The organism is Streptomyces clavifer (genome assembly GCF_036345975.1).
Classification (GTDB): Bacteria; Actinomycetota; Actinomycetes; order Streptomycetales; family Streptomycetaceae; genus Streptomyces; species Streptomyces clavifer.
In genome coordinates this window covers 7,541,562-7,556,242 of sequence record NZ_CP107793.1, presented here as the reverse complement: position 1 = coordinate 7,556,242, position 14,681 = coordinate 7,541,562, and the positions used below count along the sequence as shown (strand labels likewise).

General features: G+C 69.9%; 12 protein-coding genes. 6 read left to right on the top strand and 6 right to left on the bottom strand.

What is annotated here, in order from left to right:
• Nucleotides 1–199 precede the first annotated feature (199 nt).
• Nucleotides 200–2,002 carry a flavin-containing monooxygenase gene (locus OG927_RS32740; protein ID WP_319104351.1) on the top strand — a complete coding sequence of 601 codons (1,803 nt, stop codon included), beginning with the start codon at nucleotides 200–202 and terminating at the stop codon, nucleotides 2,000–2,002.
• Between the two features lie 456 nt (nucleotides 2,003–2,458).
• Here OG927_RS32740 and mihF read toward each other — a convergent pair whose 3' ends face one another.
• The gene (gene mihF, locus OG927_RS32735) at nucleotides 2,459–2,773 is read right to left on the bottom strand and encodes an integration host factor, actinobacterial type (RefSeq protein ID WP_056789031.1); all 315 of its coding nucleotides are present in this window, start codon (nucleotides 2,771–2,773) and stop codon (nucleotides 2,459–2,461) included.
• A gap of 579 nt (nucleotides 2,774–3,352) precedes the next feature.
• Between mihF and OG927_RS32730 the strand changes: the two genes are divergently transcribed.
• Nucleotides 3,353–3,940 (top strand): hypothetical protein, encoded by a 588-nt coding sequence (locus OG927_RS32730; protein ID WP_330321263.1) that lies wholly within the window; start codon nucleotides 3,353–3,355, stop codon nucleotides 3,938–3,940.
• Nucleotides 3,941–4,517: 577 nt separating this feature from the next.
• On the opposite strand, the gene OG927_RS32725 is transcribed toward OG927_RS32730, so the two are convergent.
• Genes OG927_RS32725 through OG927_RS32705 form a run of 5 tightly spaced genes read right to left on the bottom strand, consistent with a single transcriptional unit; the run spans nucleotide 4,518 to nucleotide 10,067 of the window.
• Nucleotides 4,518–5,570 carry an ABC transporter ATP-binding protein gene (locus OG927_RS32725; RefSeq protein WP_330321262.1) on the bottom strand — a complete coding sequence of 351 codons (1,053 nt, stop codon included), beginning with the start codon at nucleotides 5,568–5,570 and terminating at the stop codon, nucleotides 4,518–4,520.
• Nucleotides 5,563–6,573, bottom strand: coding sequence for an ABC transporter ATP-binding protein (locus OG927_RS32720; protein WP_056789021.1), 1,011 nt, complete (start codon nucleotides 6,571–6,573; stop codon nucleotides 5,563–5,565). Before OG927_RS32720 ends, OG927_RS32725 begins: the two co-directional genes overlap by 8 nt.
• Nucleotides 6,570–7,529, bottom strand: a complete 960-nt coding sequence (locus tag OG927_RS32715; RefSeq protein ID WP_330321261.1) for an ABC transporter permease — start codon at nucleotides 7,527–7,529, stop codon at nucleotides 6,570–6,572. The genes OG927_RS32720 and OG927_RS32715 overlap by 4 nt, the downstream gene beginning before the upstream one ends.
• 14 nt (nucleotides 7,530–7,543) lie before the next feature.
• Complete coding sequence (locus tag OG927_RS32710) at nucleotides 7,544–8,473, bottom strand: ABC transporter permease (RefSeq protein ID WP_056789016.1); 930 nt, start codon at nucleotides 8,471–8,473, stop codon at nucleotides 7,544–7,546.
• Nucleotide 8,474: 1 nt separating this feature from the next.
• Entirely contained in the window at nucleotides 8,475–10,067 is a 1,593-nt protein-coding gene (locus tag OG927_RS32705) for an ABC transporter substrate-binding protein (RefSeq protein ID WP_124280133.1), read from the bottom strand.
• Nucleotides 10,068–10,308: 241 nt separating this feature from the next.
• Here OG927_RS32705 and OG927_RS32700 point away from each other — a divergent pair, with 241 nt between their 5' ends.
• The 4 genes from OG927_RS32700 to OG927_RS32685 all read left to right on the top strand — a co-directional run bounded on the left by OG927_RS32700 (nucleotide 10,309) and on the right by OG927_RS32685 (nucleotide 14,626).
• Complete coding sequence (locus OG927_RS32700; protein WP_124280134.1) at nucleotides 10,309–11,295, top strand: 2-hydroxyacid dehydrogenase; 987 nt, start codon at nucleotides 10,309–10,311, stop codon at nucleotides 11,293–11,295.
• 73 nt (nucleotides 11,296–11,368) lie between these two features.
• The gene (locus OG927_RS32695; protein WP_330321376.1) at nucleotides 11,369–12,643 is read left to right on the top strand and encodes a glucarate dehydratase family protein; all 1,275 of its coding nucleotides are present in this window, start codon (nucleotides 11,369–11,371) and stop codon (nucleotides 12,641–12,643) included.
• A gap of 16 nt (nucleotides 12,644–12,659) precedes the next feature.
• Nucleotides 12,660–13,655 (top strand): 2-hydroxyacid dehydrogenase, encoded by a 996-nt coding sequence (locus tag OG927_RS32690; RefSeq protein ID WP_245377929.1) that lies wholly within the window; start codon nucleotides 12,660–12,662, stop codon nucleotides 13,653–13,655.
• A 59-nt stretch (nucleotides 13,656–13,714) separates the two neighbouring features.
• Entirely contained in the window at nucleotides 13,715–14,626 is a 912-nt protein-coding gene (locus OG927_RS32685; RefSeq protein ID WP_124280136.1) for a 5-dehydro-4-deoxyglucarate dehydratase, read from the top strand.
• Nucleotides 14,627–14,681: the final 55 nt, after the last annotated feature.

Sequence of the window (14,681 nt, the reverse complement as noted above, 5' to 3'; positions counted from 1 at the left end):
GGATCACGGTTCCTGTCTGCGGGGTGCGGTGGCTCCGCCGGCCGAGAGGTTCGGGGGGCCCGTACGGGGGCGCGGAGGCGCCCGGCATGAGTGTCCTGATTCACCCGTGCCACAACCGGACAGTGCTGTCCGGTAGTTGCTACGGTAGCGGACGGCCGCTCGATCCGGGGCGGCCGATCGATTGGAGTGAGACCCCCACATGACGACCACTCAACCGAACCGGCCGGATGAACTCACCGCGCTGAGGCAGCGATACAGCCTCGAACGTGAGCGGCGCGTGCGCCCCGACGGCGCCCGCCAATACCAGCAGCCCGTAGCGGAGTTCGGCTACTACGCCGCCGACCCCTACGTGGATGACGTGACGGAACGACAGCCGCTGCGCGACGTCGTCGACGTCGCCGTGGTCGGCGGCGGGTTCGGCGGCATCCTGGCCGGGGCGCGAATGCGCCGGCAGGGCATGGAGCGGGTCCGCATCATCGACAAGGGCGGTGACTTCGGGGGCACCTGGTACTGGAACCGCTACCCCGGCATCCACTGTGACATCGAGTCGCACGTCTACCTGCCGCTGCTCGACGAGACCGGATACGTGCCGGAGTGGAAGTACTCCCCCGGCGAGGAGATCCGCCGCCACGCGATGCGCATCGCACAGAAGTACGACCTCTACCCGGACGCGCTGTTCTCCACCGCGGTCACCTCGCTCACCTGGGACGAGGCGTCCGAGACGTGGATCGTGGCCACCGACCGCGGCGACGCGTTCCACGCCACCTACGTCGTCACCGCCACCGGCACTATGTCCGAGCCCAAACTCCCCGGAATCCCCGGCATCGAGACGTTCCAGGGGCACACCTTCCACACCTCGCGCTGGGACTACGCCTACACCGGCGGCACTCCGGACGGCGGCATGACCGGCCTCACCGGCAAACGGGTGGGCATCGTCGGCACCGGTGCCACCGGCGTCCAGGTCGTCCCGATGCTGGCCGAGGACGCCCAGCACGTGTACGTCTTCCAGCGCACACCCTCCAGCGTGGATGTGCGTGCCAACCGCCGTACAGGCGCGCAGGATGCGGGTGCCGACCGTGACGGCTGGGCCAGGGAGCGCCGGGAGAACTTCCTGCGCATCGTCTCCGGTGAGCCCGCCGACCAGGATCTGGTCGCCGACGGGTGGACCGCTTCGGCGGGCCTCCTGGAGAAGCTCCTGCCGAGCTTCCGCCGCGAGAACACCGGGCCGGACTTCGAGGCCGCCTACGAAGCCGCCGACGCAGCGATGATGAACGAACTGCGGGCCCGTGTCGAACAGACCGTCACCGACCCGGATACGGCGGAGAAGCTCAAGCCCTGGTACCGCTACGCCTGCAAGCGCCCCACCTTTTCCGACTCCTACTACCCGGCTTTCAATCGTGACAACGTTTCCCTGGTCGACACCGCGGACACCCATGGCATCGAGCGCATCACCGAACACGGTGTCGTCGTCGGGGACGAGACGTACGAACTCGATTGCCTGATCTTCGCCACGGGATTCTCCGTCGGGGTTTCGGGCATTCACTCGGGGAAGCTGCCCGTGCACGGCCGGGGCGGCACCCAACTGCTGCACACGTGGGCGCAACAGGGACCTCGGACACTGCACGGCTTCACGAGCAACGGCTTCCCGAACCTCATCCAGATGGGATCCCTGCACAATGCCAGCAGCGTGAACTTCACACACATACTCGACGAGCAGGCCGTCCACGCCGCCGCTCTGGTCGCCGCGGCCGAGGCCGAGGGTGCCCTGCTCGAGCCGTCCCCGGGCGCGGAGGACGCCTGGCAGGCCGTTCTGGCCGACGGCGCCCCCGACCACGAGTGGTTCCATGCCGAGTGCACTCCCGGCTACTACAACCGCGAAGGGCTCGGGCGGCCGAACAGCGCGAGCGCCTACCCTCACGGAGCCGTCGCTTTCCACGAACTGCTGCGGCAGTGGCGCAAGGAGTCCATCGCCGAGGTCCTGCAGACCAAGGCCGTCCTCTAGAGAACCTGCGGCGGGGCGTGTCCCGAGCCGTCCCCGGCACGATGAGGGGGTGACGGCTCGGTTCCCTCCCGGACCGAACCGGGAACAAGCGACAGGAGTACCGAGGAGGACGCGGAACGTCCACGAGCCGCCCCCGGCCCTGTCGGGGCAGGGGGACGGGAACGCAATCTGCGCGACCGGGGTGAGATCCCGCTGCCGAGCGTGGTCTCGGCTGTCCTCACCCTGGATCCTGGGCACGGCAGCGGGCCGGGCGAATCCGTCTGCGCGGGACCAGGCGAAAGGCACCGTGAAACCGCGCCAAAGGCACCGTGGTGCCGCGCGAAAGAAACGGTTCAGCGCCGGGGCGGCAGCTTGGAGGCTCGGCAACACTCCTCGTACACATCAGCGATTCTCCGTGGGCAGCACGTGCGTACACCCCGACTGCCGAGGTTTGGTGGGGAGCGCGAATCCCTCCCGTCACTCCTGTGCCGGGAAAAGGGCGAGGAGGCGTTCCCTCTGCCGGGTGCCGAGACCCTGGACCCGGCGGGTCTCCGAGATTCCGAACTCCCTGAGGATCTGGCCGGCACGGATCTTGCCGATGCGGGGCAACGCCTCCAGCAGACGGCGCACGCGGATTCTGGCGACAACCGGATCCTCACGTCCGAGGACATCCCGCAGTGACACCTTGCCGTCCTTGATGTCGGCCAGGAGGTCGGCGCGCTCCTTTCGGACCGCGACAGCTTGCTGCAGGGCTCCGGCACGGGCCTCGGCGGACAGAATGGGCAGGGCCATAGGGCGGTGCTCCCGTTCTTCTCGTAGCGGTGTGCGGCGTGGCCGCCGGCACATCCTTGACCTGGTGGTGTGCATAGTGCCCTGGCTCGGCCGCTATATGACTCCGCAGCACACCCCGTTGGTAACCGCTCGGGCAACCTGCCCGTGGCAACCAGTCGGTGATACGGCTCTCGCGGGCGGAGAAGGCGGGACCGGCAGTGTGGGGCCGTGCGGTCGGGGGCGGTTCCGTCCGTGCGGGCGCACAGGTGGCTTGTGTCCATGCACTGCGGTGTTCAGCCCATAGGGGCTGAGGCCTCCGGCGACACATAGTGGCGCACCACTCAGTCACTGCTGACCGCAGGTTCGGAACATCGGTGCTGAGGCCCGACAACGTATGCGCGGTATTGCGCCAACACCAGCCGGACATCGCGGTATCGGGGTGTGCACTCGCTGGAGAGACGCACCCGGTGGAGCCTTGTGATCAAACAGTGGAGGAGGTCCTCTTCTGTGGTTGATCGGTGGCTTCTGGGTTGTCGCCTTCGTTGGTGTCGGTAACATCAACCGCCATACGTATCCAGACACTGCGAAAACGAGGACTGAATGTCCGAAAACACTTCTACCTCCACGATCAGCGCAGACTATGCGCAGAGGATCACGGATGATCTCGCGGCGAATCGGAGCGAGCAGGACCGGGCGCGTGCCGAGTTGACCCGTCTGCAGGACGCGCTCGTCCAGCTGGAGACGGGTGAGCAGATCCTGGTCAAGATGCAGGAGGTGCTGGGGGGCGGTTCCACGAAGCCGGCAGTGCGGAAGAGCAAGGACCGCAAGGTGGCGGCCGTTCCCGCAGCCCGCAGCCCCAAGAGCAGGACGGCTTCCCCGAAGGGGGGCCGCAAGCAGAAGGCCCAGGCTGACCAGGGAGCTCCCGCCGACGGAGGGGCAGCGACCAAGGGCGCGGGCGATCCGACGTGGCGTGAGTTGGTCACCGGATACCTCACCACCCAGCGGGAACCGAAGTCCGCCGCTGAAGTCACCTCCGCTTTGACCGAGTCCCACCCTCAGCGCAAGACCCAGGTCGCGGTGGTACGCAACACCCTGGAGCAAGGGGTCGCACACGGACTGCTGGAGCGCTCCAAGCAAGGACGCTCCGTCTACTACAGCCCGGTCTCGGCGACCACGTCCGACGCGTAGCGCGTCGGGGCCGGAGAGCCGGCCCGGTAGCCCGGACCGCTCTCCGCCGGCGGGCTTCAGCGTACGGACGTCCTTCGGCGCCATAACCCCGCGGCCCCCGCACCACTCCCCTCCGCGCCCGCGTCCGAACTGATCCGGTGCCAGGACGCGGTGCGCAGAGGGAGCAGGACCCGCTGGAGGCACACTGGCGACTTCCGCCGGATGTGGCAGCAGGCTCGCTCGACATCGCGGCAGCCGTCCGGGCCGACGCCCCGCTGTGGCGGGCACCGCATCTCGGTGTCCATGGCAGGCGGACACCTCGGCCGGCCGCCGCCGCGCCGAACTCCTGGCCCTGAAGGCGGCTCACACGTGACGGTCGAAGGCGGCGACAGGTCCTACTTCACGACGACGAACCGTTCCCGCACCCCGCATTCAACCTGCACGGACCGACTCCCTCAGCCGCTGACCGTGGGAAGCAGCCCGTCGTGGCCGCCTCTCCGCGTGCCGTGACGGTCGTGACCGGAACCGCGGCACCGCGCCGGCGAAGAGCCCGGTCGGAAGCTCGGTCGAAGTGCCCCGCGCGCCTGCTCGGGCCCGGTCACGCCCACGCGGACTCTGCCTCCAGGGGGAAGTGGCACAGCGCTGTGTGCGGTTCGGCGGTGTCACTCGTTCCTCTGGTGACGACCGGAGGCGTTTGGGTCGCGCACAGGTCCTCGGCACGCCAGCACCGGGTGCGGAAGCGGCACCCGGTGGGGATGTCGAAGGGTGAGGGGATCTCCCCCTGGAGGTGGATCTCACGACGGCGGGCGTCGCGGGAGGGCTTCAGGACGGGAGCCGCAGACATCAACGCGGCGGTGTAGGGGTGCTGGGGGCGTTCGAAGACGTCCTCCGTGTCACCCTGTTCGATGACCTTGCCCAGGTACATCACGGTCACCCGGTCGGAGATGTGACGCACCACGGACAGGTCGTGGGAGATGAACACGTAGGTGACACCGAGGCGGGTACGCAGCTCCGAGAGGACGTTCAGGACCTGCGCCTGCACCGACAGGTCGAGGGCGGAGACGGGCTCGTCGCACACGATGAGGTCCGGGTCGAGAGCCAACGCGCGCGCGATGCCGATGCGCTGGCGCTGCCCGCCGGAGAACTCGTTGGGATAGCGATGGGCGTCGCTCTCCCGGAGTCCGACCAGGGACAGCAGTTCCCGGACCCTCTTCTCGCGGGCCTTGGAGTCCGGCACGACGTCCCGGTGGGTTCTCCACGGCTCGCCGATCAGCTCGGCGGCGGACATGCGTGCGTTGAGCGAGGCGAAGGGGTCCTGGAAGACCATCTGCACACGGCGGCGCCAGGCCAGCAGATCCTTGCCGCGCAGGGCGAAGGGATCGGTTCCGTCGAACCGGACCGTGCCCGCGTCAGGACGTTCCAGCCCGAGCAGCACCCGGGCCAGGGTGGACTTGCCGCAGCCCGACTCGCCGACGAGGCCGAGAGTCTGGCCCCGGCCGATCCGCACGTCCACCCCGTCCAGGGCCGTCAGCCGGCGCCGGCCGCTGCCGAAGGTCTTGGTGACCCCCCGGACCTCCAGCAAGGGCGGGCTCTCCCGCGGATCGTCGGCGTACGGGCCGGACGTGGCGGTGGTGGCACGGGACTCAGACACGTGCAAGCTCCTCGGAGAAGTGACAGGCGGCCGTACGTCCGTCGCCCGTGGTACGCAGGGACGGCCGTTCCTGGACACAACGTTCCCGGACCATGGGGCAGCGGGCCTGGAAGACGCAGCCGGACGGCACCGCGCTCAGCTCGGGCGGACTTCCGGGTACGGCGGGCAGCGGGCGTCCGCGCACGCTGTCCTCCGGGACCGAGTCGAGCAGTCCCCGGGTATAGGGGTGGCGGGGTGCGTCGAAGACGTCGTGCACCGGTCCGTTCTCCACGACCGTGCCCGCGTACATCACGACCACGTCGTCGGCGCGCTGCGCGACCACGGCCAGGTCGTGGGTGATCAGCACCACGGCCATGTCCCGCTCGTCCTGGAGGTCCCGCAGCAACCGCATGATCTGTGCCTGCACGGTCACGTCGAGAGCGGTGGTGGGTTCGTCGGCGATGAGCACGTCGGGGGCGAGCGCGACGGCCATCGCGATCAGCAGCCGTTGCCGCATGCCACCGGAGAACTGGTGGGGATAGGAGCGGGCCCGCTGCCTCGGTTCGGGTATCCCCACCCGTGTCATCAGTTCGATGGCCTCCTCCAGGGCCTGGCGCCGGGAGAGTCCGCGGTGGATGCGGAAGGGTTCGCCGATCTGTCTGCCGACCGGCTGCACCGGGTTGAGGGCTGTCAGGGCGTCCTGGAAGACGATGGACAGGACCGGTCCGGCCAGCTTGCGGCGTTGTGCCGGGCTCATGCGGAGTGTGTCGTCGCCCCTGACCCGGACGGCACCGCCGGTGACGGAGGCCGCGGGGTCCAGCAGCCCGACCACGGACAGCGCGGTCATCGATTTGCCGCAGCCGGACTCCCCCAGGAGGGCGAGGGTGCGTCCGCGACGGACGCTGAAGCTGACGCCGTCGACGGCGCGTACCGTCCCGGAGGGCGTCGTCAGGTCCACGCACAGTCCTTCGACGGCGAGGGCCGGGGTGTCGGTGCCGGGCGCGGAGGGGCTGGTGGTGGTCACGGGATCATCTCCGGAGGAACGGGGGCCGACGCGGTCCGGCGCTTCTTCGGCAGCGTCAGGCGCCAGCGCTGGGCGGGGTCGGTGGCGAGGCGGGCCCAGGCGGCGAGCACGGTGGCGGAGACCGTCGTGAGGACGATGGCCAGCCCTGGCAGCACGGTGATCCACCATGCGGTCTGGAGGTACTGCCGCCCCTGGGCGACCATCAGGCCCCAGCTCACGTCCGGCGGCTGGATTCCGATGCCCAGGAAGCTCAGCGACGACTCGGTGAGCATCACGAAGCAGAAGTCGAGGGTGGCGACCGTCAGGAGCGTCGGAAGGGCGATCGGCAGAATGTGCCGGTAGATGATCATCCGGTCGGCGGTACCGAAGGTCCTGGCCGCGTCGACGAACAGCCGGCTGCGCAGCTCCGCCGCCTCAGCCCGCGCGGTACGCAGGTACACCGGGATGCGGGTCACGGCCAGGATCAGTACGAGGTTCAGCGCGCTGGGTGAGAAGACGTACAGCACGACCACCGCGATCAGCAGCGACGGGAAGCTGAGGATCACGTCGGCGATCCGCAGCGTGACGCTCTCGCGGCGTCCCCCGTGGTAGCCGGCCCACAGGCCCAGGGCCGAACCGATCACCAGTGAGCTCAGCACGGCCGGGACGGCCACGGACAGCGTCGTGGCCGAAGCCTCGATCAGCCGGGCCACCATGCTGCGCCCCAGGACGTCGGTGCCGAGCAGCCCGTACACGCCGTCGCCCAGGGACGGTGGCCGCAGGGAGACGGCCAGGTCCTGCCGTTGCGCCCGGTCGCCGATGAACAACCGGCCGAAGAGGGCCACGAGGGCGACCACGGTGAGGACCACGGCCCCGACAGCCGCGGCCCGGTCCCGGGCCAGCATCCGCCACCAGCTCGGCCGCGCCGTGCGGGCGGGGACGGCCGTGTCCCCGGTGGAGGCCTTTTCTCGGGTCATGGTGCTTCCTTCGCTCACGCCGGCACCGCCTGACGCACTCGGGGGTCGGTCAGCGCATGGCAGACGTCGACGAGGATGTTCAGCGCGAAGATCGTCACGGCGGTCAGGAGGACGGCCGCCTGGAGGACGGCGAAGTCACGCTGGAGAATGGAGTCGATCATGAGTTTGCCGATGCCCGGCCAGCCGAAGATCGTCTCGACGATCACCGCGCCGTTGACCAGACCCACCGCCAGGTCGCCCGCCACGGTCAGCACCGGTGTGACGGCGTTGCGCAGGGCGTGGCCGAAGATGACCCGCCGGGGTGTGGCGCCCTTGCTTCGGGCGACCTTGACGTAGGGCGCGGAGAGCGCGGTGACCATGCTGCCGCGGACCACCTGCACCAGGACGCCGAACGGGCGGATCAGCAGGGTCGCGATGGGCAGGATCCAGATCTCGGGGCCGCCGATGGTGCCCGAGGTCGGCAGCAGCCCGAGGCTCACGCCGAAGACCAGCACGCCCATGATGGCGAACCAGAAGTCCGGGATGCTGGCGGCCGTCATCGACAGCAGACTGGCGATCCTGTCGATCAGGGAGTTGGGACGGTAGGCGGCCAGGCTGCCGACGACCAATGCTCCGGTGATCGCCAGCAGCATGGTCACGCCGGCGAGTTGCAGGGTGACGGGAAAGGCCTCGATCGCCATCGAAGCCGCCGACTGTCCGGTCCGCAGCGAGGTGCCGAAGTCGAACTGCACGGCGTCGGCGAGGTAGTTCCACAACTGGGCCGGGATCGAGAGGTCGAAGCCCTGTGCTGCGGAGAACTCCGCACGTTGCTCGGAGGTGGCGCTCAGGGGGAGGTAGAGGTCGACGGGATTGCCGGTCATCCGGGCCAGGAAGAACACGCCGAGGACGACGCAGACCAGGGGGACGGCGCTGGAGAGTATGCGCTTGCGCAGGAATGGGATCATGTCAGTTCTTCGCCCCCTCGGCCGGGCCGACCTCGGCCAGCCGCAGTTCGTCCCCGGTGGCGGAGTCGGGCCTGTACCGGATCGTCTCCGACAGACCGAGCAGTCCGCTCATGTGGGCGATGTGGGTGTACTGGACGACGGATTCGTTCTGGTCCGCGAGGAGGCCGGCGAAGGCCTTCTGACGCTCCTCGCCGGAGAGCACGGCCGACTCGTTGATGCGCCGGTCGAGAGCCTCCGTGCCGAATGTCGACTGGGGGCCGTCGCTCAGCAGGTACTGGCTGGTGGTGAAGGCCGCGTCACCGGCCTGGTTGCCGTGCATGATCAGCAGGGCGATGGGGCCGACGTTCTTGGGCAGTGGGCGGAGCTGGTACTGGAGCTGGGTCGCGGTGTCGGCCATGCGGACCCTTACGCGCAGCCCGATCCGCTCCATCTGGTACTGGAGTGCCTCCGCCGTCTCCGACACCCCGGCGAACATGCCGTTGCGGGCGACCAGGGTGATCTGCCGGTCGGTGGGGACACCGTCCGCGGACGCCTCCTGGATCAGGTTGCGGGCCTTGTCGATGTCCTGCCGCGTGGGTTCGATCGTGTCGCTGTGTCCCACCACTCCGGGCGGAACCAGTTGGCCGGCGGGTTCGGCCAGACCGCCGAGCAGGGCATCGATGATGCCCTGGCGGTCCACGGCCAAGTCGATCGCCCGCCGCACCCGCAGATCGTCGAGCGGGGCTTCGCGGCCGTCGAGCCGCAGGGCCGTCGTCTCGTTGTTGGGGTAGGCGACCGTCGTGGCCTTCTCCGCCTCCATCGGGTCCAGCGCCACAGCGATCTCCGCCTCACCCTTGTCGATCATGGCGGCGCGGACACTGGCATCGCTGCGCCAGACGTAGCGGGCCCGTGCGAAGGGCGGGGACTCACCCCAGTAGTCGCCGAAGCGGTTGAGGGAGATCGCCGCTCCGGGCTGCCAGGAGCGGACCGCGTAGGGGCCGGTTCCGATCGGGATGCGCACCTTGGCCTCGGCGTCGGTCGTGCGGGGGACGATCTCCACGAAGCTCAGGCGCAGCGGGAGGATGGGGTCCGGCTCCTCGGTGGTGACGGTCAGCCGGTGGTCGTCCGCCGCTTCCACCTCGAGGTCGTCGTTGCCGAAGACGTAGCCCTCGACGTTGCAGGCGAGGTCGGAGTTGACGGCCCTGTCGATGGAGAAGGCGGCGTCCTCGGCGGTGAAGGGCGCTCCGTTCTGGAAGGTCACCCCGGGCCGGATGTCGAAGGACCAGGTGCGGGGTCCGGTCTGCTCCCAACCGGTCGACAGCAGGGGGTTCAACTCGCCCGAGGCCGGATCTCGTTCGACCAGGGGTTCGGTGATGTTGGACCGGACGACGACGCCGGTGCCTGTCAGTGATGCCTCACAGGGTTCCAGGGTGGGCGGTTCCTGAGTGAGCACCACCCGCAGGGTCCGGCCGTCGGCGCGGCCGGTGTCACCGGCCGCACTGTTGGCCACGGCGCACCCGCTGGACGTGAGCACGGTGCCCGCCAGCAGTGTCGCCATCAGCTTGCGGGGCCGCCTTGGTGCGGCGCGCTGGGTGGGTGAAACGGAGGACTTCATCGTCACATGTCTCCGGGAATCGCTGATGTGTCGCGTTCCGAGCGCGGGGGTGCAGGTCCGACCATCACGAGGTTGTCTACAGTTACGTACTCAGTCTCTATCTGTGAACGCGAAGCTAAACCGGCGTCGTGGCAGCGTCAAGAGATGTGGAAGATCCGGTATCGCCTCGCCGCATTCCGCACGGACGCCCCCGAGCGCCGCGGACCCCCTCGAAACCGTCAGTGAAGACCGGAGTGCCACCGTGCCGAACGCAATCATCCCCACGAGCACCCCGGACACCGTCCTCCAGGTGTCCGCCCTGCTTCCCTCTCTGGAGAGCGCACTGTCCGAGCACTACCGGACGGTTCGCCTGCCCGAACTGCCCGACCCGGCCGAGTACCTGCGCATCCACGGTGACGAAGTGGTGGCCGCGGTGACGAGCGCACGGGTCGGCGTCAGCGACGCCCTGATGGACGCGCTGCCGCGGCTGGGCGCGATCGTCCACTTCGGCGTCGGTTACGAGACGACGGACGTGGCCCGGGCCCGGGCGCGGGGCACGGACGTCAGCAACACCCCCGACGTACTCACCGACTGCGTGGCCGACCTCGCGGTCGGGGCCCTGATCGACGTCATGCGCCGGATGTCGGCCGCCGACCGGTACGTGCGCGCCGGAGGCTGGAGCACCGCACCCTTCCCGCTCGCTTCACGGGTGACCGGGAAGCGGGTGGGCATCCTCGGGCTGGGACGCATCGGCCGGGCCGTCGCGCAGCGGCTCGAAGGTTTCGGGGTCCAGGTCGCCTACTGCACACGCACACCGGTCCCCGGCGTCGGCTACCGCCACCTGCCCACCGCGGAGGCCCTGGCCGAAGCGTGCGACGCGCTCGTCGTCACCGTCGCGGGAGGGCGGGGCACCGAGGGCCTGGTCTCGGCGGCGGTCCTGGAGGCTCTCGGCCCTCAGGGCTACCTGGTCAATGTGGCACGGGGCAGTGTCGTCGACGAGCCGGCGCTGGTCGCGGCGGTGGAGGCGCGGCGGATCGCGGGGGCGGCGCTCGACGTGTTCACGGACGAACCGAACATTCCGCAGGCCCTCCTGGAGTCGGACCGGGTGGTGCTGCTCCCCCACATCGCCAGCGCCACCCGGGAGACCCGCGCGGCCATGGGAGACCTGGCCCTGCGCAACCTCCAGCGGTTCATGACCGAAGGTGTGCTGCTCACCCCGGTTCCGGAAGCCTCACCGTCGACCCATTGACACCGTCGCACGTACATACATAAGAATGGCGTCCACAGATGAGAACGCGATCATCAAAGTGAGGATGGCCTGCATGGTCCGCAGCTCCGAACGCATCGCCGAGGTCACCGTGACGCCCGTGGCCTTCCGGGACTACCCCCTGCTCAACACCGTCGGTGTGCACGAGCCCTACGCGCTGCGCACCATCGTGGAGATCACCACGGAGAGCGGGCTCAGCGGCATCGGCGAGACCTACGGCGGCACGGTGCACCTGGAGCGGCTGCGCCGCGCCGCAGCCGAGCTGACCGGCATGGACGTCTGGAGCCTCAACGACCTGACCGCCCGCACCACGCGTGCGCTGGGAGCCGACACCACGGGTGGCGACGGCATGTCCGGGATGGTCACCGGCAGCAGCGCCGTGGACCGGGTCATGGCACCCTTCGACGTCGCGTGCCTGGACATCCAGGGCAAACTCGTCGGCCGGCCGGTCTGCGATCTCCTGGGGGGAGCCGTGCGCCCCGCGGTCCCCTACAGCGCCTACCTCTTCTACAAGTGGGCCGGGCACCCCGATCAGGACGACGACGACTGGGGTGCGGCCCTCGACCCGGCGGGGCTGGTCGAACAGGCCCGCCGCATGATCGAGACGTACGGCTTCACCTCGATCAAGCTCAAGGGGGGAGTCTTCCCTCCGGAGGAGGAGATCGCGGCCATCAGGGCACTGCGGAAGGCCTTTCCCGGTCTTCCCCTGCGCCTCGATCCCAACGCTGCCTGGAGCACGGAGACTTCCCTGCACGTCGCACGCGAGCTGGACGGGGTCCTCCAGTACCTGGAGGACCCCACCGAGGGCATCCGGGGCATGGCGACCGTGGCCGGACGGACACCGACACCGCTGGCGACCAACATGTGTGTGGTCTCCTTCGACGATCTGGCTCCGGCCGTGGCGCAGGGGGCGGTGGGGATCGTCCTGTCCGACCACCACTTCTGGGGTGGGCTGCGACGCTGCGGCCAGCTCTCCGCCATCTGCGAGACCTTCGGGCTGGGCATGTCGATGCACTCCAACTCGCACCTGGGTATCAGCCTCGCGGCGATGACCCACCTGGCGGCGGCCACCCCTCGCCTGAACTACGCGTGTGATACGCACTGGCCCTGGAAGCGGCCGGACGAGGACGTGGTGGACCCGGGGGTGCTGAGGTTCAGCGAAGGCAGCGTCGCCGTACCGACGGCTCCCGGGCTCGGAGTGAAGCTGGACCGGGACGCCCTCGCACGGCTCCACCGCCAGTACCTCGACTGCGGGCTGCGTGACCGGGACGACACCGGCTACATGCGCCGCTTCGACCCCTCGTTCTCGACCAAGACCCCCCGGTGGTGACCTGACCGTGCGCATCATGCTCCATCACCGCATCCTCGGCCGGTTCCACGAACCGCTCAAGGAGCGCACGCGGGGCCGGCACGTCTGGCTGGACGCCTGCGACTGGGACGCCGACCGGATCGGGGACGCGCTCCCCGACGTCGAGGTGTACATCGGATCGAAGCTCCGGGCCGAGGACGCCCGGCGGGCCGCACGGCTGCGGCTCGTGCACGTCGTCGGCGCCGGCTACGACGGCATCCCGCTCGACGCGCTGCATCCCGGGGTGACGGTCGCCACCACCCACCACCACGGCCGCTCCATCGCCGAACACGTACTGATGTCCGTCCTGATGCTCTCCCGCGACGTGCTGACGGCCGACCGCGCGCTGCGCACCGGACGCTGGCGCAACGTGGCCGTCGAACCCGGGCTCCCGTTCGGGACGGCGCTGGGCGGACGGCGGGTCGGGATCATCGGCTTCGGCGAGACCGGGACCGAGGTCGCCCGGCTCTGCCAGGCCCTCGGCCTCGGGGTGCGTGCCGTGCGACGTGACCCCACCGCACCGGTCCCCGCCGACCTGCGGCCCGACTGGATCGGCGGCAACGACCGCCTGCCCGACCTGCTCGCCGAATCGGACATCGTGGTGGTCACCGTCCCCCTCTCCGCCGCCACCCGCGGGCTGATCGGCCCGGCCGAGCTGCGGGCCATGGGAGCCGGCGCGCTGCTGGTCAACGTGGCCCGGGGGCCGGTCGTGCAGGAGGAAGCGCTCTACGAGGCACTCCGCTCCGGAGCCATCGGTGGTGCCGCCCTCGACGTGTGGTGGGCCGGTCCGCCGGACCCGCCGAGCCGACTGCCCTTCCACGAGCTGCCCAACGTGCTCATGACCCCCCACAACTCGGGCCACACCACCGACACGTTCGCCGCACGTGCGCTCGAGATCGCCGACAACATCGGCCGTCTGCAGCGCGGTGAACCGCTCGTGAACGTGGTGCGCGCCGGTGACATCCCGGCGGCCCCGGACACCGGCACCCCGTAAGTCCGCCCGTTCGTCCGGCGGGCCTCTCTCGTCCGGCCACTGACGTAAGGAAACCACTCGTGCTCGAAGGCGTTCTCTTCTTCCCCGTCACCCCGTTCACCGCCGCCGGTGACGTCGACCTCGACGCACTGCACCGCCACGTGTCGGCAGGGGCGGACGCCGGCCCCGGCGGCGTCTTCGTCGCCTGCGGAACCGGCGAGTTCCATGCCCTGGACCATGAGGAGTTCGCCGCGGTCACGCGGACCGCCGTCGACGCGGTGGGAGGGCGCGTCCCGGTGTACGCCGGAGCCGGTGGCGCGCTCGGCCTGGCCCGGAGGTTCGCTCGCACCGCGGCCGAGGCCGGCGCCGACGGCCTGCTGCTCATGCCGCCCTACCTGGTCGAGTCGCCCGCCGCGGGGCTCGTCGCCTACACCCGCGCGGTCGGCCGGGAGACGGACCTGCCGCTGATCGTCTACAACCGCGCGAACGCCCGGTTCGACGAGCAGTCGGCGGCAGAGGTCGCGCAGCTGCCGACCGTGGTGGGCTTCAAGGACGGTACCGGCGACCTCGACCTCGTCGCGCGCATCGTCCCCGCGGTCCGGGACGCCCTGAGTGCGTCCGGCAAGAGCTTCCAGTTCTTCAACGGCATGCCCACGGCCGAGGCCAGCCAACTGGCCTACCGCGCACTGGGCGTCGAGCTGTACTCCTCGGCGGCCTTCGCATTCGCCCCGGACATCTCCCTCGCCTTCCACCGCGCCGTCGAGGAGGGGGACCAGCCGCGGATCGACGCGCTCCAGCGAGCCTTCTTCCACCCTCTGGTCCGGCTGCGCCAGAGGGTGCCGGGATACGCGGTCGGCCTGGTGAAGGCCGGGGTGACTCTGGCGGGTGTCGAGGCCGGACCGGTCCGCCCTCCGCTGACCTCCCTCACCGAGCCGGAGATCGAGGAGCTGGCCGGTGTCATCGCAGCGGGACGGGCCGTGCTCGCCGGCTGAGCCGACGGGCAGGACCGCGCGGCGGCAGACCGGGGTGCTGTCCCGGCTGCCATGC